Genomic DNA, 20,997 nt, shown 5'->3' with positions numbered 1-20,997 from the left:
ACTGAGGAGCCTAAGTGGGAGCAGATCCCGAGAGGCGCTTCGAGGAGCTCTACGAGTCCTCGTACCGCCCCCTGCTCGGGTACGCGTTGCGCCGCTGTCCGGACCCGGACGACGCGGCGGACGTCGTGGCCGAGACGTTCATGGTCGCCTGGCGGCGCATCGAGGCGGTCCCCCGAGGGGACGAGGCCAGGCTGTGGCTCTTCGGCGTGGCCAGGAAGGTGCTGGCCAACCACCGGCGCGGCGAGCGCCGCCACGAGCAGCGCACCGCCGCCCTGCGCGCCCAGCTCGCCGCCTCGCCGCTCGCCGCCTCGCCGCTCGCCACCGAGCTGCCCGGCGAGGAGCTCTCCCGGCTCGGGCAGGTGTTCAGGGCCTTGCCCGAGGGGGACAGGGAGTTGCTCGCGCTGGTCGCCTGGGAGCGACTGAGCCCCGGCGAGATCGCCAAGGTGCTCGGCACCTCGGCGAACGTCGTACGGGTCAGGCTCTATCGCGCCCGCAGGCGGTTCGCCCGGAGGCTGACCGAGGCGGGCATCCACCACTCGCGCGCCGTCGCGTTCGAAGGGAGCAAGCTGTGAACATCGCCGATCTCGCCCGCGTACGGGACGAGGACCTGGCCGGGGAGCCCGTGGGGCAGGCGTCAGGCGCTGGGGCGCGGGCGCTGATGGAGTCGATCATGGCGACCGGGCGCGAGCCCGCCAGGCGCCGGCGGGTCACGGTGCGGCGCGGCGCCGGGCTCGGGGTGGTGGCGGCCGGGCTGGCCGCCGCGCTCGTGATCTGGACGCCGCTCGGCGGGCCCGCCACCGAGTACGCCAACGCCGCCGTCTCGCTCAGGACCGGTGACGACTTCATCGAGGTCGAGATCAACGACCCGGAGGCCGACGCCGCGAAGTTCACCGAGGCGTTCCGCGCCGTCGGGCTGGACGCGGAGGTGCGCAGGGCCCCTGTCGCCCCGCAGGACGTGGGCAAGCTGGTCGGTCCGCGCACCGAGGGCGACTTCCCGCCGGGCACGGGCATCACCATCCACACGGAGCAGGAGGGCTGCCGCTCGGCCTGGTGCGGCAGGGTCTCCATGCCCGTCGGCCTCACCGGGAAGGTCGTCTTCGGGATCGGCCGGCCCGCCGCACCCGGAGAGCTCTGGGCGACGCCGGTGCAGGCCGACTTCTACGCCGACGGGGGAGTGGTCGAGGGTTACAAGCCTCGTGGCAAGCCGGTCGCGCAGGTCAGGGACACCTACGAGCGGGCCGGGATCAAGAGGATCTCCTACGTGGTGATGTGGCTCAATCCGGACGGCAGCGGCAGCGGCTACGACGTCGACGCCGCGCACGTCAAGGACGACTGGCTGGTCGACAGCGCGATGCGGATCGCGTCCGACGCCGTCGCGGTCCACGTCGCCGCCCCCGCCGGCGTGCCGAAGGACTCACTCCCCAAGATCGACGGGCCGCGACCGTCCGCCTGGTGGAAGGGCTAGGAGCGCCGTTTCGACTCCTCCGCCGCCCAGGTGAAGACGCCCTTGGCCATGAGCGAGAGCTCGCCCGCCGCCCTGGCGGAGAAGACCTCCGCGCGTACGCGGTGCACGCCCGCGTCGTCCGGAGCCGCCAGGGCGGCCATCTCCGCGAGATGTCCCGCGAGCCGCTCGTCCCCCTCGGAAAGGGCGCGCAGCGCGGCGTCCGCGAGCGCGGCAGGGCCGCCCGCGAGTTCCGCCACGGTTTTCGCCAGAACGGCCTCGGGAGCGGGTTTGAGATGGGCCGGATTTCCGTCGTACCAGCCGCCGTAGAGGCGCCACAGATTGCGTACGACGAATTCCGGCTCGTCGTAACGGGCGCGCAGATAGGGCCGGCCGGAAAGGTGATCAGGTGGCCGTACGGAATGCACGATCTCGTCGAGCCGGGCCCCGGCGTTGAGCAGTTCCAGGGTCTGCGTGACGAGCGAGTCCAGCCATTGCGCCGTCTCCAGCAGCGCCTGCCTGATGCGGTCGCGGCCGAGGACCGGAGCGCCGTGGCTGGGCAGCATGACCTCGGCGTCCATGGCCGCCATCAGCCGCAACGCGTGCACCCATTCCCGGGGATAGCGCTGCACCTTCTGCGGGTTGCCGCAGTTGGGCGTCACCCAGATGAACAGGTCGCCGGGCAGCAGCAGCCGGTGCTCGGGCACGTAGCCGATGGTCGCGTCGTCGGTCTCGCCCTTGGCGTGCGTCAGGTCGAACGTCAGGCCGCCGCGCCGCACGGACAGCGTGTCGGTGTAGGTCACGTCGGGATGGCGGTAGGAGTCGGGCCAGCGCAGATTCGGGGCCTGGAACTGCCGCTGATTGATCACCGAATTGTAGCCATTGGTCAGCAAATATCGCTCGAAGCGGTCAGTTACGGCTTTGTGCGCGTAAACGGTGGCCCGATGGCCCTCTTCCTCGAACGGCGCAGTTCCGAAGACGTGGTCGATGTGCCCGTGCGAGTAGAAGGCGGTGGTCAGCGGCGCCCGCGTCCACCTGCGCACGTCCTCGTGCAGCCGTGCCGCCGAGAACGGGCTGCTGGTGTCGAACAGCACCAGCTCGCCCCCGGTCTCGAAGGCGATGACGTTCCCGAACCCCGGCCACCAGCCCACCCCCTCGGTGACGGTCAGGACGCCCTTCCCCGTCATGCCCGCGTCGACGATGCTGTCGTCCGCCTCGCCCTGCCACACCCGGTCGGCGTACTCCTCGATCATGCGACCCACTCTGCTTCTAGAAAGTCGTTCTAAGCAAGCGTCACGGCAAGGTCACGTCTCGATCGCACCCCCTTGACGGCCGTCGGAGCGCGTTCGTACGTTGCGGGGAATCGTTTAGGAAACTTTCCTAATTCAGGAGTCGCCATGACCCACCCGGGCGAGATCACCAGGCGCCAGCTCATCCGCCGGATCGGCATGACCGCGTTCGTCGCCGGCCCAGGCGCGGGCCTGGTCACTGCCTGCGCCACCGCCGGCGGCGGCGAGCCCTCCGCCGCCCCCGCCACCTCGCTCCCGGCCTCCGCGAACCCTGGGAACCCGTTCGGCGTGGACGCCGGGAAGCCGCTGGAGGTGGCCATCTTCAGCGGCGCGTACGGCGACTCCTACGCCAAGGACGTGCACGAGGAGCTCTACAGGAAGGCGTTCCCCGGCGTCACGATCACCCACACGGCCACCCAGGAGATCGGCACCCAGCTCCGCCCGCGCCTGGTCGCCGGCGACCCCCCTGACGTGATCAACAACTCCGGTCCCAAGTCGATGGACCTGGCCGCGCTGGCCGCCGAGGGGCACCTGGCCGACCTGACCCCGCTGTTCGACGCCCCCTCGATCGACGACCCCGCCAAGAAGGTGCGCGACACGATCACCCCCGCCGTGCTCGTCAACGCCAACGTGACCGGCAAGGACCTGGTGCTGAACTACACCGTGTCGCACCGCGCGCTCTGGTACAATGCCGCGCTCTTCGCGGACAAGGGCTGGACGGTGCCGACGACCTGGGAGGAGTTCACCGCGCTCGGTGAGACGGCCAAGCGGGAGGGCATCCTGCTGTTCGCGTACCCGGGACAGAAGGGCCCGTACTACCAGCTCTGGAACGTCCTCTACACCGCCGCGAAGATCGGCGGGAACCAGGTCATCCTCGACCTCGACAACCTCGTCGACAACGCCTGGAACGCCGAGCCGATGAGGCGGGCGGTCACCGTCTGGGCGGACATCCAGGCGAGATACGGCGACAAGGCGTACTTCGGCCTCGACCACACGCAGACCCAGATCAAGCAGCTCCAGAACAAGGTGCTGTTCTACCCGGTCGGCTCCTGGATCGAGAACGAGATGGCCAAGGACAAGCCGCAGGACTTCGAGTACGCCATCGCCCCCATCCCCGAGGTCACCGGCTCCGACAGGATGCCGTACGGCGCCATCCAGGTCGGCGTCGGGGAGAACTTCGTGGTCGCCGCCAAGGGCAAGAACCCGCAGGGCGGCCTGGAGTACCTGCGCATCATGCTCTCCAAGGAGGGCGCGCGCAGCTTCACGGAGAAGACCAAGAACGTCACCGTCGTGAACGGCGCCGCCGAGGGCGTCGACCTGCCCGCCGGCCTCCTGAGCGCCGCCCGCGCCCAGGACAGGGCCGGGCAGAACATCATCACCGAGGCCCGCTTCGAGGGCTGGTACAAGGAGCTCTTCGACTACGGCACCGAGCAGATCAACGTGGTCATGGCCGGCCGGATCACCCCCGAGGAGTTCTGCGCCAACCTGCAGAAGAAGGCCGACGCCGTCAAGAAGGACGAGTCGGTCACCAAGCAGACGCGGAGCCAGTGACAGATGGAGCGGTTGCGCACGTACGGTTTCGTCGCCGGGTTCCTCGCCGTCCCCCTCGCGCTCTACACGGTCTTCGTCATCAGCCCCTACGTGCAGGCGTTCCAGCTCTCGCTGACGAGCTGGAACGGATACAGCTCGATCGTCCGCTACGTGGGGCTGGACAACTTCGGCCGGTTGTTCGACGACGAGGTCTTCTGGCGGGCCCTGCGCAATCACGGGATCCTGCTGCTGGTGCTGCCGCTCGCGACCATCGTCATCGCGCTGCTGTTCGCCTTCCTGCTCAATCTCGGCGGCGGCACGCGCGGCTCCGGCATGAAGGGCGTCCGGGGGTCGGGGTTCTACCGCGTGGTGTTCTTCTTCCCCCAGGTCCTGGCCGTGGCCGTGGTCGGCGTGCTGTTCCAGGCCGTGTACCGGCCCGACGCGGACGGCGTCATCAACGGCGTGCTGGCCCGGCTCGGCATCGAGCCCGTCGGCTGGCTCATCGAGCCGGACCTGGCCCTGTGGTCGATCATCGCGGTGATGGTCTGGCAGGCGGTCGGCTTCTACGTGGTGCTGTTCTCGGCGGGCATGGCCGCCATCCCCAAGGACTACTTCGAGGCGGCCGCGCTGGACGGGGCGGGCCGCGTCCGGCTGTTCTTCTCGATCACGCTGCCGCTGCTGCGCGACACCGTGCAGGTCGGCTGGATCTATCTGGGCATCGCGGCCTTCGACGGGTTCGCGCTCATCCAGGTGCTGGCGGGCGACAAGGGCGAGCCCGACGGGGCCACGACCATCCTGCCGATCACGATCTACAACACCGCCTTCTCCTACCAGAAGGTCGGGTACGCGTCCGCGATGGGTGTGGCGCTGTTCTTCCTCACCGTGACGTTCGCGGTGCTGACCTTGCGGACGACCAGGCGTGAGAGGGTTGAGCTGTAGAGATGGCCTCGCGTAAGGAAAAGGGCCCCGGCCTGCTCGGCGGGCTCTCCCACGTGGCGCTGGCCGTCTGGGCCCTGCTGATCATCGCGCCGCTGCTGTGGACGTTCCTGGCCTCGTTCAAGAGCAACACCGAGATCTTCGGCGACCCGCTGCAACTGCCCGGCGCGCTGCGGCTGGACGCGTGGGGCAGGGCCTGGGACAAGGCGCACATCGGGCAGTACATGCTGAACACCGTCGTCGTGGTCGTCCTCGGCACGGCGGGCACGATGGTGTTCGGGTCGATGGCGGCGTACGTGCTGGCGCGCTACCGGTTCGCCGGCAGCAGGCTGATCTACTACTACTTCGTGGCCGGGCTGGCCTTCCCGGTCTTCCTGGCGCTCGGGCCGCTGTTCTTCGTGGTCAAGCAGGTGGGGCTGCTCAACAGCCACGTCGGGCTCGTGCTGGTCTACATCGCCTACTCGCTGCCGTTCACGGTGTTCTTCCTGGCGGCGTTCTTCCGCACGCTGCCGGAGGCGGTCGCCGAGGCCGCGCTGATCGACGGGGCCTCCCACACCCGCACGTTCTTCCAGATCATGGTGCCGATGGCCAGACCTGGCCTGATCAGCATCACCATCTTCAACGTCCTCGGCCAGTGGAACCAGTACCTGCTGCCCCTCGTCCTGCTCGCGGGCGCGCCCGACAAGTGGGTGCTCACCCAGGGCATCGCCCGCATCTCCACGCTGGCCGGCTACGAGGCGGACTGGCCGGGCCTGTTCGCCGCCCTGTCCATCACCATCCTTCCGGTCATGATCGTGTACATCGTCTTCCAGCGGCAGATCCAGTCCGGGCTCAGCTCGGGAGCCCTGAAGTAACGTGGGAGGCATGGACGTCGAGAGCAAGCTCAACGACCTGCCCCGATGGCGGCGCGAGGGCGAGGAGATCAAGCGCACGGTCACCGCGCCCGACTTCCCCACGGCCATCCGCATCGTCGACGAGATCGCGGTCAGGGCGGAGGAGCTCAACCACCATCCCGACATCGACATCCGGTGGCGTGACCTGCACCTGACGCTCACCACCCATGACCAGGGCGGCCTGACCGACCTCGACTTCACGCTGGCCGCCGCGATCGATGACATCGCGGCAAAACATGGCGCCGAAGCCGGATGACGGTACGTAGCGGGCCGATCACTCGTTAGAGTGGTGCTCTCTCGGAGCCCTCGTCACCGGAGGGGCTCGACCCGTGGGAGGTCCCATGCGCGTGCCCGCATTCCTGCTCGCCCTCATGACCGCGACGACCGCGCTGGCCGGGGCGTGCGCGGGGCCGCCGGCCCCGGTCCAGAACGCCAAGACCGCGCCGGACGAGACGGTCAACCTCAACGCCGCCGGCGAGTTCGGCACCGACGGCACCGGCGCCATCGCCTACGACCGCAAGCTCGCCCCCGAGGGCGCCCAGGCCAGCGTCACCGTCGAGTCCGGCGGCGGCCAGACCCGCACCTCGCTCGTCGTCGAGGGCCTGCTGCCCGACCGCCGCTACGGCGCCCACCTGCACACCAAGCCGTGCGGCAAGCGGCCGGACGACTCCGGCCCGCACTACCAGCACCACCCCGGCCAGATCGACGCGGCCAGCGAGGTCTGGCTCGACTTCACCACCGACGACGAGGGCGCGGGCCGTTCCAGCGCCCGCAACGACTGGGTGCTGGAACGTGCCAAGCTGCCCGGCTCCCTCGTCATCCACTCCAAGCCGACCACCACTTCGGGCCCCGAGGTCGGTCAGGCCGGCTCCAGGGTCGCCTGCCTGACCCTCAAGTAGGGGCTTGATCAGGCGATGGCGCCGCAGGCGCGACCGCGGCCGCCTGCCACGGGGCGGTCGCCGGGGCGCCGGCGCCCGCCCCGCCGTCCCCGGCCGAGCTGAGCCGCAACAGCAGGTCCGTCGCCCCCGAGCTGAGCCCGCGCCCAGAGGTGCGGTCAGGCGTGCTGAGCGGGGATGCTCCCGAGCCGTCCCGCCTTGAAGTCCTCGAACGCCTGCACCAGCTCGGCCTTGGTGTTCATGACGAACGGCCCGTAGTGCGCCACGGGCTCCCCGATGGGCTGCCCGCCGAGCACGATCACCTCCAGCGGCTCCCTGGCCGCCGAGATCGTGATGCTTTCGGCCTGCGTCGCCAGCCCGGGCCGGTTCCCGAACCCCTCGAACACGGCGAGCTGCCCGCCGCTCAGCGGCCGCCGCTCCGCGCCCGCGGTGCCGCGCCCGGACAGCACGTACGCCAGGGCGTTGAAGTCCTTGCGCCACGGCATGACCAGCCGCGCCCCCGGCGAGACGGTGGCGTGCAGCAGCGTGATCGGTGTCTGCGTGCTGCCCGGCCCCACGTGCCCGGCCAGGTCCCCGGCGATGAGCCGCACCAGCGCCCCGCCGTCGTGGCTGCTCAGCAGCACGACGCTGGAGCCGCCGATGTCCTGGTACTGGGGCGCGATCATCTTCTTGGCGCCCGGCAGGTTCACCCAGAGCTGGATCCCGTGGAACAGCCCGCCCTGCTGCACGAGCCACTCCGGCGGCGCCTCCTTGTGCAGGATCCCGGCTCCGGCGGTCATCCACTGCGTGTCGCCGTTGGTGATGGTGCCGCCGCCGCCGTTGGAGTCGAGGTGCTCCATCACGCCGTCGATCATGTACGTGACGGTCTCGAAGCCCCGGTGCGGGTGCCACGGCGTGCCCTTGGGCTCGCCCGCCGCGTAGTCGACCTCGCCCATCTGATCCATCATCACGAACGGGTCCAGGTACTCCGGCTTGATCGCCGCCAGCGCCCTGCGTACGGGGAAGCCTTCGCCCTCGAACCCGCTGGGTGCGGTCTCGACGGCGAGCACCTTGCGCCCCGGCGTCCCGGCCTGCGGCTCGGGCAGGCGGGGGAGGGTCAGCGGGTTCTCTACGGTCACGGCGGGCATGTCGCGCTCCTTCCAGCGAGTCTGCCCGGCTCAACCAAGTTTAGAATTCAACTATTCCGGTGCTGCGGGATGCGGTTCGAGCGCGGCCGTGATGCTCAGCCGAAGACGGCGGGGGGCGGGACGGGCGCGATGACCGCGTCGCCGTCCCTGATGGGCGCGGCTCCGGCGATGAAGTTGGTCAGCGCCTCCCCGTGCACGCACCGTGCCTGCGTGAGGCCGCCCGCCGCCCTTCTGGTCAGCAGCTCCACGGGGAGCTCTGTCCTCGACGCGGCCACGATGAGGTTGCCGAAGCGGCGGCCCCGCATGATGCCGGGCTCGGCCATCAGGGCCACGTGCCCGAACGTGCCCGTCACCGTGGCCAGCAGCCGCCTGGCGAAGGCCAGGCCCTTGCCGTCGGCCATGTTGATCAGGAGGGTGCCGCCGGGGCGGAGGATCCTGGCGATGTCGCCCATGTACTCGGCCGTCGCCAGCTCCACCGGCATCGTCGCGCCCGTGAACGCGTCGAGCACCACCAGGTCGGCCGTCTCGTCCCAGATCTTGGCCGTGCCCTCCCTGCCGCCTGCGACGATGACCTTCAGGCGGGGCACCGAGCGCAGGTCGAGCTGCTCGCGCACCAGGTTGACCAGCAGGGCGTCGGGCTCGATGACGATGTGCCTGGAGCCCGCGCGGGTGGCGGAGACGTAGCGGGGGATCGTGCAGGCGCCGCCGCCCACGTGTACGCAGCTCAGCGGCCCATCTGACAAAAGGTCGATCACATCCGCCATGAGTCGTACATACTCGAATTCCAGAAATGTCGGGTCTTGTAGATCTACGTACGACTGAGGTACGCCATCCTTGGACAGCACCCAGCCGTCCTGCCTGTCCAGATCCCGGAGCAGCTCGACCTCGCCGAACGTCACCGGGTACAGGCCAGGCATCGGTTCACGCTGTCCACGAGCCACGTCTGATCCCCTCCCTGGGAGTACCGTATGGCACGGCGAAGGCTGATTGTGCTCGTTATCGCGCTTGTCGCGGTAGTCGGAGCGGGCGCTTTCGCCATCGTGGCGTCGAACCGGGTCAAGGGCAGCGCCGCCCAGACGGCCGAGGCGTACTTCGACGCCTGGCGCCGGGGGAACGTGACGGCGATGGAGCGGCTGGTGTACCAGGCTCCGTCCGACTTCTCCGTACGGCACCGGAAGCTGAGCGACGAGCTGCACGTCGAGTCCCTCCAGCTCACCCCCGGCCAGGTGCGCAGCACGGGCGAGGAGGCGGCCGAGGTGCCGTTCTCGGGGGTGCGCAGGCTCACCGAACTGGGGGACTGGCCGTTCGACGGCACGCTGCGGCTGGCCGTGCGGGAGCGTTCGTGGAAGGTGTTATGGGCTCCTGAGACGTTGCACCCGCTGCTCAAGGACGGTGGCACGCTCGCGCTGGAGGAGGTGGAGACGTCGGCGGCGGAGCTGGTCACCAGCGAGGGCGACAAGATCCCGAACGACAGCTACGCCGAGGCGTACCTGAACCCGCTCAAACCCGAGTTCGAGGAGGTCAACTACGGCTGGGCGCTGGTGTCGAGGATGCCCGGCCGGCCGGACAGGACGCTGCTGCGCCGCGAGCCCAAGGCGAACGTCGAGCGCACCACGCTCTCGCGGGCCGTCCAGGCGGCGGCGGCGCGGGCGCTGGACGGCGTGGAGGACTCCACGATCATCGTCATCCGGCCGAGCACCGGCGAGATCCTCGCGCTGGCCGACCGCCTGGGGGACAACTACAGCGCCGTGCGCGACGTGTTCCCGCCCGGCTCCACCTTCAAGACGATCACCGCGGCGGCGCTGCTCAAGGGCGGGCTCGACCCGGCGGCCCAGGTCGGCTGCCCCGGCACGTACCAGATCCCGTTCCACGGGGCCATGAGCAACGACGGCGAGGTGGACCGCGGCGTCGTCACGTTCACCGACGCCTTCGCCCACTCCTGCAACACCACCTTCGTCGAGCAGGCGACCACCCGGCTGACGGGGGAGGAGCTGAGCAGGACGGCGGACGAGTGGGGGTTCGGCCGGCCGATCGCGACCGGGATCAGCGGCACCTGCGGCACCGTGCCCAGGACGGATGATCTCGACATGCTCGCCGCCGACGCCATCGGTCAGGGCGAGGTCGTCGCCACCCCGCTCTGCATGGCCGCGCTCGCCGCCGCCGTCCAGAGCGGCACCTGGCGCTCGCCGCGGCTGCTGTCGGCGGAGCAGGTACGCCGCATCGACGGCACCCCGCACGGGGACGTCCGGATGGACGAGGGCGTCGTGGCCGCGCTCAGGGACATGATGACGGCCGTCGTCGCCTACGGAACGGCCAGCGGCGCGGGGCTTCCCGAGGGCGTCGCGGGCAAGACGGGGACGGCCGAGGTGGAGGGTGAGACGTCGCACGCCTGGTTCATCGGTTACCGCGATGACCTGGCCTTCTGCGTCTTCGTACGGCACGGCGGGTCCGGTAGGTCCGCCGCTGTCCCCATTGCCGCCCGTTTCTTCAAAGGGCTCTAACCTACGGTACCGTAGGTTTCATGACGACCATCACCGTCAAGCCCCGGCTGCGAGGCTGGTTGCACGCCGGAGCGCTGCCTGTGACCCTGATCGCCGGCTTCGTGCTCGTCGCGCTCGGCCCCACCTTGCAGGCTCGTCTGGCCTCGTCGATCTACGCCATCACGTCGGCCTTGTTGTTCGGCATCTCCGCCACCTATCACCGCAGCACGCTGGGCCCGCGGCTGGCGGAGTTCCTGCGCAGGATCGACCATGCGAACATCTATCTGATCATCGCGGGCACCTACACCCCGTTCGCCCTGCTGGCGCTGGACGGTGTGCCCCGGGTGGCGGTGCTGTCCGTGATCTGGGGCGGGGCGCTGGCCGGGGTGCTGTTCCGGGTGTTGTGGATGAAGGCCCCGCGCTGGCTCTACACGGTCCTCTACCTGGCACTGGGCTGGGCCGCGATCTTCGTGATGCCGCAGCTGATCGAGGGCGCGGGGGTGACGGCCGTCGTGCTGGTGGCGGTGGGCGGCGTGTTCTACTCGGCCGGCGCCGTCGTGTACGGCCTGCGCCGCCCCGACCCGTCACCCCGCTGGTTCGGTTTCCACGAGGTCTTCCACGCGTTCACGATCGCCGCCTACCTGGTGCAGTACATCGCGGTGTCGATCGTGGTCTACTCCCACGGCTGATCCGCCGTCAGGGCGTCGAGACCGCCAGGTCGCCCGAGTCGCTGGTCACCTGGATGGAGCGCGTGGCCGAAGGGTCGCTGTCGGCGGTGATCTCCTTCGCGCCCGAGTCGGTCTTCGCCACGATGTCGTACGGCCCCTTCGGGACGTGGATCTCGGTCCGCCCCGAGTCGGTGGAGGTCGTGACCTTGTCGGGCTGGCCGGTGAAGGTCAGCGTCATGTCGCCCGAGTCCGTCCGCGCGACGACCTGCCTGCCCGTCAGCCCGCCGGCCTCGATCGCGCCCGAGTCGCTCCTGGCCTCCAGCTCGCCCGACAGGTCCTTCAGCGTGAGGTCCCCCGAGTCGCTGCCCACCTTGACGCGCAGCCCCTTGGGCACCTCGACCCGGTAGCTCACGTCGCAGGACACCCCCACGGCGCCGAACCCCCAGCTGGTGGGGCAGGTGAACGCCAGCTCCAGCGTGTCGCCCCGTACCTCGTGCGTGCTCTTGGGCTTCTCCTTGCGCCAGACCAGCCGCTCGCTCACGTGGATGCCGCCGCGGTCCGACTCGACGACCTCGATGGTGCCGGAGTCGGTCTCGACGTGCAGGGCCGCCACCTTGTCCGTGACGTCGTACGACACGGTGTCCTCGCTGTGCTCGCCGACGCCGCAGCCGGTCAGCACCGTGGCGAGCCCGAGCAGGCCCGCGATCAACGCCGTTCTCCTCATGGCAGAAACCCTAGGGGGCGGGCGGAGGCGCGGCACTGCCGCCGCCACCCTGATGCCCGGTAGGGCCAGCCCTACCGCCCCTTCCCTCGCCGCCGGAAAAGTGATATCACTTTGCTAGCAAGATGAAGTCACACTCAGCGGGAGGGAAGGCGATGGTGGAGACATCGAGTGGGGGCGCGCCCGAAGGCGGCGTGATCGACATGCCCGCGCCCCACACCTACGAACGCCAGGTCAGGGCCGCCAACGGGTTCGTGATGGCGAGCGTGGCCACGGTGCTCATGCTGGCCGGCATCGCGCTGCTCGTCCTGGGCATCGCCCTGCTGGTCTCGGGGTCGGCGGCGGCCGGGCTCACGGCGCTCGTCGTGGGCGCCCTGGCGATCGTGATCGGGTTCGTCATGCTGTTCGGGCTCACCGCGGTGGCCCCGGGCGAGGCCAGGGTGGTGCAGCTCCTCGGCCGGTACGTCGGCACCCTGCGCACCCCCGGCTTCCAGTGGGTCAACCCGATCACCGTGCGCCGCCGGGTCTCCACGAGGATCCGCAACCACGAGACGGACGTCACCAAGGTCAACGACGCGGACGGCAACCCCATCCAGATCGCGACCGTGGTGGTCTGGCAGGTGGAGGACACCGCGCAGGCGGTGTTCGAGGTGGACGACTTCGTGGAGTTCGTGGCCATCCAGGCCGAGACGGCGGTGCGGCACATCGCCGGCAGCTACCCGTACGACGCCCACGGCGAGCCGAGGCTGTCGCTGCGCGACAACGCCGACGAGATCAACGACCAGCTCTCCACCGAGATCGCGGCCAGGGTCGCCTCGGCCGGGGTGAAGGTCATCGAGTCGCGCATCATCCACCTGGCGTACGCGCCGGAGATCGCCCACGCGATGCTCCGCCGCCAGCAGGCCGGCGCGGTCGTGGCGGCCCGGCAGCGGATCGTCGAGGGCGCCGTCGGCATGGTGGAGATGGCGCTGGCCAGGCTCGCCGAGCACGACGTGGTGGAGCTGGACGAGGAGCGCAAGGCGGCCATGGTCAGCAACCTGCTCGTGGTGCTGGTGGGTGATCGCGACACTCAGCCCGTGGTCAACACGGGCACGCTCTACCAGTGATGGCCGAGCGGAAGAAGCTTCTGCTGCGGCTCGACCCGGTGGTCCACGACGCGCTGGCCAGATGGGCGTCCGACGAGCTGCGCAGCACGAACTCCCAGATCGAGTTCCTGCTGCGCAGGGCGCTGACAGAGGCGGGGCGGCTGCCCGAGGGGGTGGGGCGGATGCGCCCGCGCGGCCGGCCGCGCAAGGACCCGGACGGAGAAGAAGAGGAGCAAGCGGATGGAGACGCCGGTGAAGCAGGGTGAGACGCTGACGCACTCGGCCTTCCTGCTGGCCTTCGACCTGCGCAAGGAGCGGCTGGCGAACCGGAGCGAGCTGGGTTACCTGCTGCGCGCCGCCGCCATGGCCGAGCTGCTGCTGGAGGGGAGCCTGACCGACGAGTCGGGCAAGGCGCGGGCCCTGGCGAAGCCCGCGGGCGCGGGCGCGGGCTCGCTGCGTGCGGTCGTCTGGGAGCAGATCTCCGGCTCGCCGCCGCGTACGTGGCGGCGCTGGATCCGTAAGGACTGCGCGAAGGCGGTCCGCGTGGTGCGCGACGAGCTCGCCGCCGACCGGCTGATCCGGGTGGAGCGGCACCGGGTGCTGTTCATCCCGGTGGAGCGGATCGTCCCGCGCAAGGCGTACCTGTCACGCAGGCTCGCCGAGCGCGTCGGGCGGGCCATCCGCGGGGGCCAGCCGGTCGGGCGGATGGAGCGGGACGTCCGCGTCCTGGCGGCGCTGGCCGTCGCGGCCGACATGAAGGGGGTTCTGGGCCGGGGCGAGGCGCGCCGGTACCGGAACCGGATCGGACAACTCTCGGTGCCCGTCGAGCCCATCGCCACCGCGCTGCGCAAGGCCGTGGAGGCGACCAGGCAGTCGGGGGCCGACGGGGGAGGTTGACACACATGCCATTACCAGGAGGGCGACACATGACGATGCCGATCGAGGCGCCGGCCCGGCCGCGCGCCACCGCCGGGCGAGCACTCGCCCCCGACCTGGCACGCGGCGCGATGCTGCTGGCCATCGCGTTCGCGCACGCGCCGCTGTTCGTGACCGACGTCCATCGCGGCCCCGCGGTGCTCAACGCGGTCATCGACATCTTCCACTTCCTCTTCGTCAACAACCACGCGCGGCCGATGTTCGCCTTCCTGTTCGGGTACGCGCTGGTGCAACTGCTCAACCAGCAGCTCGACCGTTCGGGCGGCGACTGGGTGAGCGCCCGCAAGCTGCTGCGCCGCCGCGGGTGGTGGCTGGTGGCCATCGGGCTCGCGCACGTGGCGCTGCTGGTCCCCATCGACATCCTCGCCACCTACGGCCTGGCCGCCGTCCTGCTGACCGGCCTGCTGCGGCGCGGGGACCGGGCCCTGCTGTGGACCGCCGGCCTCACGTTCGTCCCCGCCACCGCCCTCGTCGGGATCGGCATGTGGTTCCCGATGTCGCAGGGCATCTCCACCTTGACCAAGGGCAGCGTCGCCGCGGACGGCCAGGGCTTCCTGGCCATGCTCGTCGAGCGGTTCTCCGTCTGGCCCTTCGGCCTGGTCGTGGGCGGTCTCGCGGTCGTCCCCGGCATCGTGCTGGGCATGTGGGCGGCGCGCCGCCGCTACCTGGAGGAGCCCGAACGGCACCGCCCCTTCCTCGTCCGCGCCACCGTGATCACCACCGTCCTGTCCGTCGCCGGCTCCCTGCCCGCCGCCCTCATCCAGGCCGGCGTGTGGGCCGAGCCGTCACCGGCGGCGGTGTGGGCGGCCGCGGTGGCCCAACCCCTCACCGCGTACGCGGGCGGCATCGGCATGGCGGGCCTGGTCGCCCTCGTCGCGATCCGCGCCGGGCGGCGCCGCAACCGGCTCACCACCATGGTCGAGGCGCTCGGCCGGCGCTCGATGAGCCTGTACCTCTTCCAGTCGATCGCGTTCGTCGCGATCTTCCACCCGTACGGGCTGGGCCTGCAGGACGACCTCGGCCTGGCCGGTGCCACGCTCGTGGCGGCGGGCACGTGGCTGCTCTCGCTGCTGCTCGCCGACCTCATGCGCCGCGCCGGCCACCGGGGCCCGGCCGAGCTGCTGCTGCGCCGGCTGGCCTACCGCTGACTCACGACGGCTCAGGCCCCAGGTAGGCCAGGACCGCCGCCACCCGCCGGTGCACGTCGCCGCTGTTCTCCAGGCCGAGCTTGGCGAAGATGGAGTTCACGTGCTTCTCCACCGAGGAGATCGACAGGTGCAGGGCGCGGGCGATGGCGGAGTTCGTCCGGCCGTGGGCCATCTCGCGCAGCACGTCCCGCTCGCGGGCGGTCAGGGCCTCCTGCTGGCCCCGCACGTCGCGCCTGGCCAGCAGGCCCTCGACCACCTTCGGGTCGATGACCGAGCCGCCGGAGGCGACCGCCCTGATCGCCCCGAGCAGCTCGTCGAGGTCGCCGACCCGGTCCTTGAGCAGGTACGCGTACCCCTCGGTGCCGTGCTTGAACAGCTCGAACGCGAACAGCGCGTCCGAGAACTGCGACAGCACCACCACCCCCACCCCCGGATGCGCGGAGCGGATGCGGTGGGCGGCGTCGATGCCCTCGAAACCCTGCCGCCACTGCCCTCCGGGCATCCGGATGTCGGTGATCACCACGTCCGGGCCGAGCCTGCGCACGGCGTCGAGCAGCTCGTCGGCGTCGCCCACCGCGCCCACGACCGCCACCTCGCCCGACATCTCCAGCAACTGCCGGGTGCCCTCGCGCACCAGGTAGTGGTCGTCGGCCACCACCGTACGGATCAGCTCACCCATCGACCGGCACCCACGCGTTCACCCGTGTCCCCTTTCCCGGCTCGCTGTCGACCGTCAGGCTCCCGCCGAGCGCGTCGAGCCGGTCCGCGAGCGTGGCCAGCCCCCTGCGCGCCTGCGTACGCGGGTCGAAGCCCCTGCCGTCGTCGGTCACGCCGGCACACAGGCGGTTGCCGTCCTGCGCCAGACGTACCTCTATGGTGGCCGCGGCGGCGTGCTTGAGCGCGTTCGCCACGGCCTCGCTCACCGTGAAGTACATCGCGCCCTCGACCTCGTCGGCGAAGCGCCTGGCCCGCAGCGACGGGGGAGAGGTCACCGTCGTCCGCACGGGCAGGCGCGAGCAGCGCTCCTCCACGGCCTCCACCAGGCCGCCCTGGCTGAGCGCGGACGGGTGGATGCCGGCGGCCAGCTCCCGCAGGTCGGCGAGGGTCTGGCGGGCCTGCTCGCGCAGGCCGGCGAGCATGTCGGGGCCCGCGCCGGTCGCCCTGGCCAGCTCCAGGCCGGCGATGAGGGCGACGAGCTGCTGCTGCACGCCGTCGTGGATGTTGCGCTCGATGCGGCGGCGCTCGGCCTCCTGGGCGTTGACCAGCCTGGTGACCAGGCCGGCGCTCTGGATGGCCAGCCCGGCGGGCACGGCCAGCGCCTCCAGGAGCCTCCTGTCCACGCGGGTCAGCGGGCCGGTGTCGCGGGGCCCGCACGCGATGCGCCCGCCGCGTACCGGCAGCTCCAGCACCGCCCGTCCCTCCTGCTCGCCGGAGACCACGCGCGTGCCGTCCGCCAGCGTCACCGCCGCCCACCGCAGGTCCAGCCCGGTGCGCACGGCCGCCGCCAGCCGCGCGAGCTGCTCCACCGGCTCGGGCGTCTCCTCCAGCGCCGTGCCGAGGTCGGAGAGCACCTCGTCCACCGTCGGACGCAGGTCGAAGACCAGGTGCAGGCGCGAGCCGCGGAGCCCGACGCGGACGTCGAGCAGCCGGTGCCGCACCACCGACACGGCGATCGCGGCCGGCAACGATCCCACCACGGCCATGAGCCCGACCAGCCCGACGACCCCGTACTGGGGCCCGCCGAAGTGGAACAGCGACAGCAGCACCGCACCCGCCGCGGTCGCCGCCATGCCGCCGACCATCCAGGCGTACTGCCCGCGCTCAGCCTGCCCGCTGCGCCGCCACCGGATGATCAGGCCGCAGAACACGATCACCGCCATGATCCACGTGGTGAGCTGCCCGGCCGACGAGGCGAACACGCCGGCCCACTGCGTGGCCGACAGCGGCCCGCCGCGCGGGTGGTACGGGTCGTGGCCGTACGCCAGGTTCCCCCCGGTGTGCAGGGCGATCGCGGCGCCCGAGATCCACGCCACGGCCCGCCACCGGCGTGAGGGCAGCCGCCCGTCGGGGAACAGCAGCGGCACGAAGATCCAGGTGAGGCCGTAGAACACCGCGCTCAGCGAGCCGAGGGCGGTGAGGACCGGGTGCCCGTCGCCACGGGCCGACAGGCCGACGCCGAGCAGGGCGAGCCCGAGCGTCAGGGCGGCGGCCAGCAGCAACCAGCCGTAGCGCAGCTCGGGGCGCCTGACGGCCAGCAGCCAGCCCAGCGCGGGCAGCGGCAGGGTGAACACGATGAACACCCACTGCTGGGGCGGGGCGGGCAGGCCGCTCTCCAGCAGCGGGCCTGCCACCACCCCGCCGGCGGCGATCAACGCCAGTGGCCCGGCCACCAGCCTGGAACTCATGGGGCCCCATCGTGACAAGCGTTCGGGAGAGACGTCCATGAGGTTATCCGCATATTTCCTGCGGCCATCCGCACCTGCCGGAACGGCGGCTCGCACGGTGGCCGCGAGCCCGCCCGCCGGAGTTCGCTTGGGAGGACGAAGCCGATCTCTGCGAATGGAGCCCTCTCATGCACACTCCGTCCACGCCTGTCCGGGTGCTCGCGGCGGCCGCGGCGGCGATCGCCATGACGGCCTGCGTCAGCCAGCCGGTTCCGGCCCAGGCCACGGACACGGCGATCGCCACCGCGCCCGAGGTCCCCGACACCCCGGCAGGCCGGCAGCTCGGCTGGCTGCTCGACGCGTCCACCCGCGCGCCGATCGCGGAGGACGAGCTGGCCGGGCACTTCACCGCCGACTTCCTCAAGAGCGTGCCGCCCGCGCAGCTCAACCAGGTGCTGACGACCTTCAAGGACCTGAAGCTGGAGCGGGTCGAGGTGTCGCAGGACCGGCAACTGCTGGCCCGGGTCCTGATGGGCGCCTCGGCGTTCGACGTCGCGCTCAGCGTGGACGCCGCCGGCCTGATGAACGGCCTGCGGTTCATGGCGCCGGACCCGCGGACCTGGGCCGAGGCGGACGAGCGGCTCCGCGGGCTCTCCCCGCGGACCGGCTTCCTGGCCGCCGAGCTGACCCCGGACGGCCGGTGCCGTCCCGTGCACGGCGTCGCCGCCGGTGAGCGCAAGCCGCTGGGGTCCATGCTCAAGCTGTACGTGCTGGGCGCGGTGGCCGAGCGGATCAAGAGTGGCGCGTTCGGCTGGGGCACCCGGCTCACGATCACCCCTGAGCTGAAGAGCCTGCCGACGGGCGAGCTGCAGAACCGGCCCGACGGCAGCAAGGTCACCGTGCTGGAGGCCGCCAAGCTGATGATCTCCATCAGCGACAACACGGCCACCGACCTGCTGATCCACAAGGTCGGCCGCAAGGCGGTCGAGCGCACGATGCGGGCCTGGGGCGTGCACGACAAGCGCAACGTGCCGTTCATGACCACGCGCGACCTGTTCGTGCTCAAGGGCGTGGACTACCCGCGCCACGCCAAGCGGTTCCTGTCGCTGAACGATGCCAAGCAGCGGGCCTACCTGGAGAAGGTCGTGGCCAAGGCGCCGCTGTCGAAGTTCGAGATGTGGACAGCGCCGCGCGAGCTGGACTCCCTGGAGTGGTACGCCTCGCCGAACGAGGTGTGCCGGGCGTACGCGGGACTGGTGAAGGCGGGCGACCGGCGGATCGGCGAGATCATGTCGATCAGTGACGGGGGGCTCGGGCTGGACAGGGCCCAGTGGCCGGCCGTGTGGTTCAAGGGCGGGTCGGAGCCGGGGGTCTCGGACACGAGCTTCATGGCACGTACGGCGCAGGGCAAGGCGTACGTCGTGACCACGATGGCGATCGACCCGGGGGCGCCGATCGCCGCCCACGTGGGGCTGGAGCAGCTCGCGGTGACCCGTGGCGCCTTCGCTCTGGTGAAGGGGTCCTGATCACCGACATTTGACCCGCTGCTGGTCTCTTTCCGGGCAGGAGCCGGAAAGTAGACCAGCATGGGGGAAATCTCTCAATCGTGGTGGCTGCTGCTCGTCAGAGGGCTGGCCGCCGTCGTCTTCGGCGTCCTGGCCCTCATCTGGCCGGGACTCACGCTGCTCGTCCTGGTGATCTTCTTCGGCGCGTACGCCCTCGTCAGCGGCCTCTCCGAGCTGTTCGCCGGATTCCGGCACGGCGCCCGGTCGCGGGCCTGGCTCATCGTCTCCGGCGTCGTCGGCATCCTCGCCGGCATCGTGGCCCTCGTCTGGCCCGGCATCACCTCCCTGGCCCTGCTCTACGTCGTGGCCTTCTGGGCGATCTTCACCGGTGTCTCCGAGATCGTGGCCGGCATCCACCTGCGCAAGCTCATCGACAACGAGTGGATGTTCATCGTCGGCGGCGCGCTGTCGGTGATCTTCGGTGTGCTGCTGCTCGTCTGGCCGGGCGCGGGCCTGCTCAGCCTCGCCTGGCTCATCGGCGTCTTCGCGATCCTGTACGGCATCGCCATGATTGCGTTGTCCCTTCGCGTGAAGAACTTCACGCCGAGGGCTGGTGTGCCGTAAATTTTGTATATATAGCCGTGTTCCTCAAGAGGAATGCCAGGCTTCCGCCCATCGTGGAGGTGCCATGGACGTACACACCCGCCTTGCCCGCCACCTGCTCGTCGACGGTTACCGACTCGTGCTCGACCTGGAGCTCAGCCGCGGCTCCTGGCTGGTCGACGCCCGGAACGGCCGCCGCTACCTGGACTTCTACACCTTCTTCGCCTCGGCCCCGCTCGGCGTGAACCCGCCCTTCGACCCCGACCACGTCCGGCTGCTCGGCCAGGTGGCCCGCAACAAACCGGCCAACCCCGACATCTACACCGAGCACCTGGCGGACTTCGTCGACACCTTCGTCCGCGTGCTCGGCGACCCCGCCCTGCCACACCTGTTCTTCGTCGAGGGCGGCGCCCTGGCCGTCGAGAACGCGCTGAAGACCGCCTTCGACTGGAAGAGCCGCCGCAACGAGGCCGCGGGCCGGTCGCGCGACCTGGGCACCAAGGTCATGCACCTGACGAAGGCCTTCCACGGCCGCAGCGGCTACACGCTGAGCCTGACCAACACCGAGCCGGGCAAGACCGACCGCTTCCCCAAGTTCGACTGGCCGCGGATCGACGTGCCCGCCATCCACTTCGGCGACGTCGAGGCCGCCGAGGAGCGGGCGCTGGCGCAGGCGCGTGAGGCGTTCGAGCGCCACCCGCACGACATCGCCTGCTTCATCGCCGAGCCCATCCAGGGCGAGGGCGGCGACAACCACATGCGGCCCCAGTTCCTGCAGGCCATGCAGCGCCTGTGCCACCAGCACGACGCGCTGTTCATCCTCGACGAGGTGCAGACCGGCGGCGGCACGACCGGGACCGCGTGGGCCTACCAGCAGCTCGGGCTGGAGCCCGACGTGGTGGCGTTCGCGAAGAAGGTGCAGGTCGGCGGGATCATGGCGGGGCGCAGGGTGGACGAGGTGCCCGGCAACGTGTTCCAGCAGAGCGGCCGGATCAACTCCACGTGGGGCGGCGGCCTGGTGGACATGGTGCGCAGCCGGGGCATCCTGGAGATCATCGAGCGTGACGGGCTGATCGCCCGCGCCGCCACCTCGGGCGACGCGCTGCTCGAAGGCCTGTCCAAGCTGGAGGCCGAGCACCCGCGGTCGATGTCGAACGTGCGCGGCCGCGGCATGATGTGCGCCTTCGACCTGCCGGACCAGGCCGCCCGCGACGCCCTGGTGACCCGGCTGCGGGAGGAGCACGGCGTGCTGGTGCTGCCCTGCGGCCCCAGATCCGTACGCCTGCGCCCCGCGCTGAACATCCCCGAGCCCGACCTCGACCACGGCCTGGCCGCGCTGTCGGCGGCGCTGTAGG

The 20,997-nt window shown here is 70.8% G+C and carries 22 protein-coding genes; 16 read left to right on the top strand and 6 right to left on the bottom strand.

Annotation, left to right across the window (positions count from 1 at the left end; genetic code table 11):
- Nucleotides 1-14: 14 nt before the first annotated feature.
- Both ACBJ32_RS27235 and ACBJ32_RS27230 read left to right on the top strand, forming a co-directional pair.
- Entirely contained in the window at nucleotides 15-572 is a 558-nt protein-coding gene (locus ACBJ32_RS27235; protein WP_375129118.1) for an RNA polymerase sigma factor, read from the top strand.
- Nucleotides 569-1,465 carry a hypothetical protein gene (locus ACBJ32_RS27230; protein WP_375129117.1) on the top strand — a complete coding sequence of 299 codons (897 nt, stop codon included), beginning with the start codon at nucleotides 569-571 and terminating at the stop codon, nucleotides 1,463-1,465. Before ACBJ32_RS27235 ends, ACBJ32_RS27230 begins: the two co-directional genes overlap by 4 nt.
- Here the strand turns inward: ACBJ32_RS27230 and ACBJ32_RS27225 are convergent.
- Nucleotides 1,462-2,694 (bottom strand): alkyl sulfatase dimerization domain-containing protein, encoded by a 1,233-nt coding sequence (locus ACBJ32_RS27225; protein WP_375129116.1) that lies wholly within the window; start codon nucleotides 2,692-2,694, stop codon nucleotides 1,462-1,464. The two genes, ACBJ32_RS27230 and ACBJ32_RS27225, sit on opposite strands and share 4 nt — an antisense overlap.
- A gap of 144 nt (nucleotides 2,695-2,838) precedes the next feature.
- Here ACBJ32_RS27225 and ngcE point away from each other — a divergent pair, with 144 nt between their 5' ends.
- The 5 genes from ngcE (at nucleotide 2,839) to ACBJ32_RS27200 (ending at nucleotide 6,988) form a co-directional block, all read left to right on the top strand.
- Nucleotides 2,839-4,281, top strand: coding sequence for an N-acetylglucosamine/diacetylchitobiose ABC transporter substrate-binding protein (ngcE, locus tag ACBJ32_RS27220; protein WP_375129115.1), 1,443 nt, complete (start codon nucleotides 2,839-2,841; stop codon nucleotides 4,279-4,281).
- 3 nt (nucleotides 4,282-4,284) lie between these two features.
- On the top strand, nucleotides 4,285-5,199 hold the full coding sequence (locus tag ACBJ32_RS27215; protein ID WP_357872760.1) for a sugar ABC transporter permease: 915 nt from the start codon (nucleotides 4,285-4,287) through the stop codon (nucleotides 5,197-5,199).
- 2 nt (nucleotides 5,200-5,201) lie between these two features.
- A complete protein-coding gene (locus ACBJ32_RS27210; protein ID WP_357872763.1) occupies nucleotides 5,202-6,050 on the top strand; it encodes a carbohydrate ABC transporter permease in 849 nt (282 codons plus the stop codon).
- Between the two features lie 10 nt (nucleotides 6,051-6,060).
- Nucleotides 6,061-6,345: a 4a-hydroxytetrahydrobiopterin dehydratase gene (locus tag ACBJ32_RS27205; RefSeq protein WP_375129114.1), complete on the top strand. Its 285-nt coding sequence runs from the start codon at nucleotides 6,061-6,063 to the stop codon at nucleotides 6,343-6,345.
- Between the two features lie 85 nt (nucleotides 6,346-6,430).
- The gene (locus tag ACBJ32_RS27200; protein ID WP_375129113.1) at nucleotides 6,431-6,988 is read left to right on the top strand and encodes a hypothetical protein; all 558 of its coding nucleotides are present in this window, start codon (nucleotides 6,431-6,433) and stop codon (nucleotides 6,986-6,988) included.
- Between the two features lie 155 nt (nucleotides 6,989-7,143).
- Here the strand turns inward: ACBJ32_RS27200 and ACBJ32_RS27195 are convergent, their stop codons facing one another.
- Nucleotides 7,144-8,112: a pirin family protein gene (locus ACBJ32_RS27195; protein WP_375129112.1), complete on the bottom strand. Its 969-nt coding sequence runs from the start codon at nucleotides 8,110-8,112 to the stop codon at nucleotides 7,144-7,146.
- 95 nt (nucleotides 8,113-8,207) lie between these two features.
- Nucleotides 8,208-9,029, bottom strand: coding sequence for a spermidine synthase (locus ACBJ32_RS27190; RefSeq protein ID WP_375129111.1), 822 nt, complete (start codon nucleotides 9,027-9,029; stop codon nucleotides 8,208-8,210).
- 123 nt (nucleotides 9,030-9,152) lie between these two features.
- Here ACBJ32_RS27190 and ACBJ32_RS27185 point away from each other — a divergent pair, with 123 nt between their 5' ends.
- Nucleotides 9,153-10,613 carry a penicillin-binding transpeptidase domain-containing protein gene (locus tag ACBJ32_RS27185; protein ID WP_375129110.1) on the top strand — a complete coding sequence of 487 codons (1,461 nt, stop codon included), beginning with the start codon at nucleotides 9,153-9,155 and terminating at the stop codon, nucleotides 10,611-10,613.
- Nucleotides 10,614-10,633: 20 nt separating this feature from the next.
- Nucleotides 10,634-11,281, top strand: a complete 648-nt coding sequence (locus ACBJ32_RS27180) for a hemolysin III family protein (protein WP_357872783.1) — start codon at nucleotides 10,634-10,636, stop codon at nucleotides 11,279-11,281.
- A gap of 7 nt (nucleotides 11,282-11,288) precedes the next feature.
- Here the strand turns inward: ACBJ32_RS27180 and ACBJ32_RS27175 are convergent, their stop codons facing one another.
- Nucleotides 11,289-11,984 (bottom strand): DUF4097 family beta strand repeat-containing protein, encoded by a 696-nt coding sequence (locus ACBJ32_RS27175; RefSeq protein ID WP_375129109.1) that lies wholly within the window; start codon nucleotides 11,982-11,984, stop codon nucleotides 11,289-11,291.
- 152 nt (nucleotides 11,985-12,136) lie between these two features.
- On the opposite strand from ACBJ32_RS27175, the gene ACBJ32_RS27170 reads away from it, so the two are divergent.
- The 4 genes from ACBJ32_RS27170 to ACBJ32_RS27155 are packed head-to-tail and all read left to right on the top strand — an operon-like array spanning nucleotide 12,137 to nucleotide 15,150.
- Nucleotides 12,137-13,087 carry an SPFH domain-containing protein gene (locus ACBJ32_RS27170; protein ID WP_375129108.1) on the top strand — a complete coding sequence of 317 codons (951 nt, stop codon included), beginning with the start codon at nucleotides 12,137-12,139 and terminating at the stop codon, nucleotides 13,085-13,087.
- Nucleotides 13,087-13,332, top strand: a complete 246-nt coding sequence (locus tag ACBJ32_RS27165; RefSeq protein ID WP_375129437.1) for a hypothetical protein — start codon at nucleotides 13,087-13,089, stop codon at nucleotides 13,330-13,332. The genes ACBJ32_RS27170 and ACBJ32_RS27165 overlap by 1 nt, the downstream gene beginning before the upstream one ends.
- Nucleotides 13,307-13,963 carry a GPP34 family phosphoprotein gene (locus ACBJ32_RS27160; protein WP_375129107.1) on the top strand — a complete coding sequence of 219 codons (657 nt, stop codon included), beginning with the start codon at nucleotides 13,307-13,309 and terminating at the stop codon, nucleotides 13,961-13,963. The genes ACBJ32_RS27165 and ACBJ32_RS27160 overlap by 26 nt, the downstream gene beginning before the upstream one ends.
- A 29-nt stretch (nucleotides 13,964-13,992) precedes the next feature.
- Nucleotides 13,993-15,150 carry a DUF418 domain-containing protein gene (locus ACBJ32_RS27155; protein ID WP_375129106.1) on the top strand — a complete coding sequence of 386 codons (1,158 nt, stop codon included), beginning with the start codon at nucleotides 13,993-13,995 and terminating at the stop codon, nucleotides 15,148-15,150.
- Between the two features lies 1 nt (nucleotide 15,151).
- On the opposite strand, the gene ACBJ32_RS27150 is transcribed toward ACBJ32_RS27155, so the two are convergent.
- Nucleotides 15,152-15,829: a response regulator gene (locus ACBJ32_RS27150; RefSeq protein WP_375129105.1), complete on the bottom strand. Its 678-nt coding sequence runs from the start codon at nucleotides 15,827-15,829 to the stop codon at nucleotides 15,152-15,154.
- Complete coding sequence (locus tag ACBJ32_RS27145; RefSeq protein WP_375129104.1) at nucleotides 15,822-17,555, bottom strand: sensor histidine kinase; 1,734 nt, start codon at nucleotides 17,553-17,555, stop codon at nucleotides 15,822-15,824. Before ACBJ32_RS27145 ends, ACBJ32_RS27150 begins: the two co-directional genes overlap by 8 nt.
- Before the next feature lie 167 nt (nucleotides 17,556-17,722).
- Between ACBJ32_RS27145 and ACBJ32_RS27140 the strand changes: the two genes are divergently transcribed.
- The 3 genes from ACBJ32_RS27140 to lat all read left to right on the top strand — a co-directional run bounded on the left by ACBJ32_RS27140 (nucleotide 17,723) and on the right by lat (nucleotide 20,996).
- Nucleotides 17,723-19,060 carry a serine hydrolase gene (locus ACBJ32_RS27140; protein ID WP_375129103.1) on the top strand — a complete coding sequence of 446 codons (1,338 nt, stop codon included), beginning with the start codon at nucleotides 17,723-17,725 and terminating at the stop codon, nucleotides 19,058-19,060.
- 60 nt (nucleotides 19,061-19,120) lie between these two features.
- The gene (locus ACBJ32_RS27135; protein WP_375129102.1) at nucleotides 19,121-19,663 is read left to right on the top strand and encodes an HdeD family acid-resistance protein; all 543 of its coding nucleotides are present in this window, start codon (nucleotides 19,121-19,123) and stop codon (nucleotides 19,661-19,663) included.
- Between the two features lie 64 nt (nucleotides 19,664-19,727).
- Complete coding sequence (lat, locus tag ACBJ32_RS27130) at nucleotides 19,728-20,996, top strand: L-lysine 6-transaminase (protein ID WP_375129101.1); 1,269 nt, start codon at nucleotides 19,728-19,730, stop codon at nucleotides 20,994-20,996.
- Nucleotide 20,997 lies beyond the last annotated feature (1 nt).

Origin of the sequence: Nonomuraea sp. GTA35 (assembly GCF_041950525.1) — a bacterium.
GTDB lineage: Bacteria > Actinomycetota > Actinomycetes > Streptosporangiales > Streptosporangiaceae > Nonomuraea.
The sequence above is the reverse complement of the archived record's forward strand: the minus strand, read 5'-3'. Positions and strand labels throughout refer to the sequence as shown.

Coding starts and splice junctions, on each gene's coding strand:
- ACBJ32_RS27225 (WP_375129116.1), bottom strand. CDS start 2,694: ATGATCGAGGAGTACGCCGACCGGGTGTGGCAGGGCGAGGCGGACGAC.
- ngcE (WP_375129115.1), top strand. CDS start 2,839: ATGACCCACCCGGGCGAGATCACCAGGCGCCAGCTCATCCGCCGGATC.
- ACBJ32_RS27215 (WP_357872760.1), top strand. CDS start 4,285: ATGGAGCGGTTGCGCACGTACGGTTTCGTCGCCGGGTTCCTCGCCGTC.
- ACBJ32_RS27210 (WP_357872763.1), top strand. CDS start 5,202: ATGGCCTCGCGTAAGGAAAAGGGCCCCGGCCTGCTCGGCGGGCTCTCC.
- ACBJ32_RS27205 (WP_375129114.1), top strand. CDS start 6,061: ATGGACGTCGAGAGCAAGCTCAACGACCTGCCCCGATGGCGGCGCGAG.
- ACBJ32_RS27200 (WP_375129113.1), top strand. CDS start 6,431: ATGCGCGTGCCCGCATTCCTGCTCGCCCTCATGACCGCGACGACCGCG.
- ACBJ32_RS27195 (WP_375129112.1), bottom strand. CDS start 8,112: ATGCCCGCCGTGACCGTAGAGAACCCGCTGACCCTCCCCCGCCTGCCC.
- ACBJ32_RS27190 (WP_375129111.1), bottom strand. CDS start 9,029: ATGCCTGGCCTGTACCCGGTGACGTTCGGCGAGGTCGAGCTGCTCCGG.
- ACBJ32_RS27180 (WP_357872783.1), top strand. CDS start 10,634: ATGACGACCATCACCGTCAAGCCCCGGCTGCGAGGCTGGTTGCACGCC.
- ACBJ32_RS27175 (WP_375129109.1), bottom strand. CDS start 11,984: ATGAGGAGAACGGCGTTGATCGCGGGCCTGCTCGGGCTCGCCACGGTG.
- ACBJ32_RS27170 (WP_375129108.1), top strand. CDS start 12,137: ATGGTGGAGACATCGAGTGGGGGCGCGCCCGAAGGCGGCGTGATCGAC.
- ACBJ32_RS27165 (WP_375129437.1), top strand. CDS start 13,087: ATGGCCGAGCGGAAGAAGCTTCTGCTGCGGCTCGACCCGGTGGTCCAC.
- ACBJ32_RS27160 (WP_375129107.1), top strand. CDS start 13,307: ATGGAGACGCCGGTGAAGCAGGGTGAGACGCTGACGCACTCGGCCTTC.
- ACBJ32_RS27155 (WP_375129106.1), top strand. CDS start 13,993: ATGACGATGCCGATCGAGGCGCCGGCCCGGCCGCGCGCCACCGCCGGG.
- ACBJ32_RS27150 (WP_375129105.1), bottom strand. CDS start 15,829: ATGGGTGAGCTGATCCGTACGGTGGTGGCCGACGACCACTACCTGGTG.
- ACBJ32_RS27145 (WP_375129104.1), bottom strand. CDS start 17,555: ATGAGTTCCAGGCTGGTGGCCGGGCCACTGGCGTTGATCGCCGCCGGC.
- ACBJ32_RS27140 (WP_375129103.1), top strand. CDS start 17,723: ATGCACACTCCGTCCACGCCTGTCCGGGTGCTCGCGGCGGCCGCGGCG.
- ACBJ32_RS27135 (WP_375129102.1), top strand. CDS start 19,121: ATGGGGGAAATCTCTCAATCGTGGTGGCTGCTGCTCGTCAGAGGGCTG.
- lat (WP_375129101.1), top strand. CDS start 19,728: ATGGACGTACACACCCGCCTTGCCCGCCACCTGCTCGTCGACGGTTAC.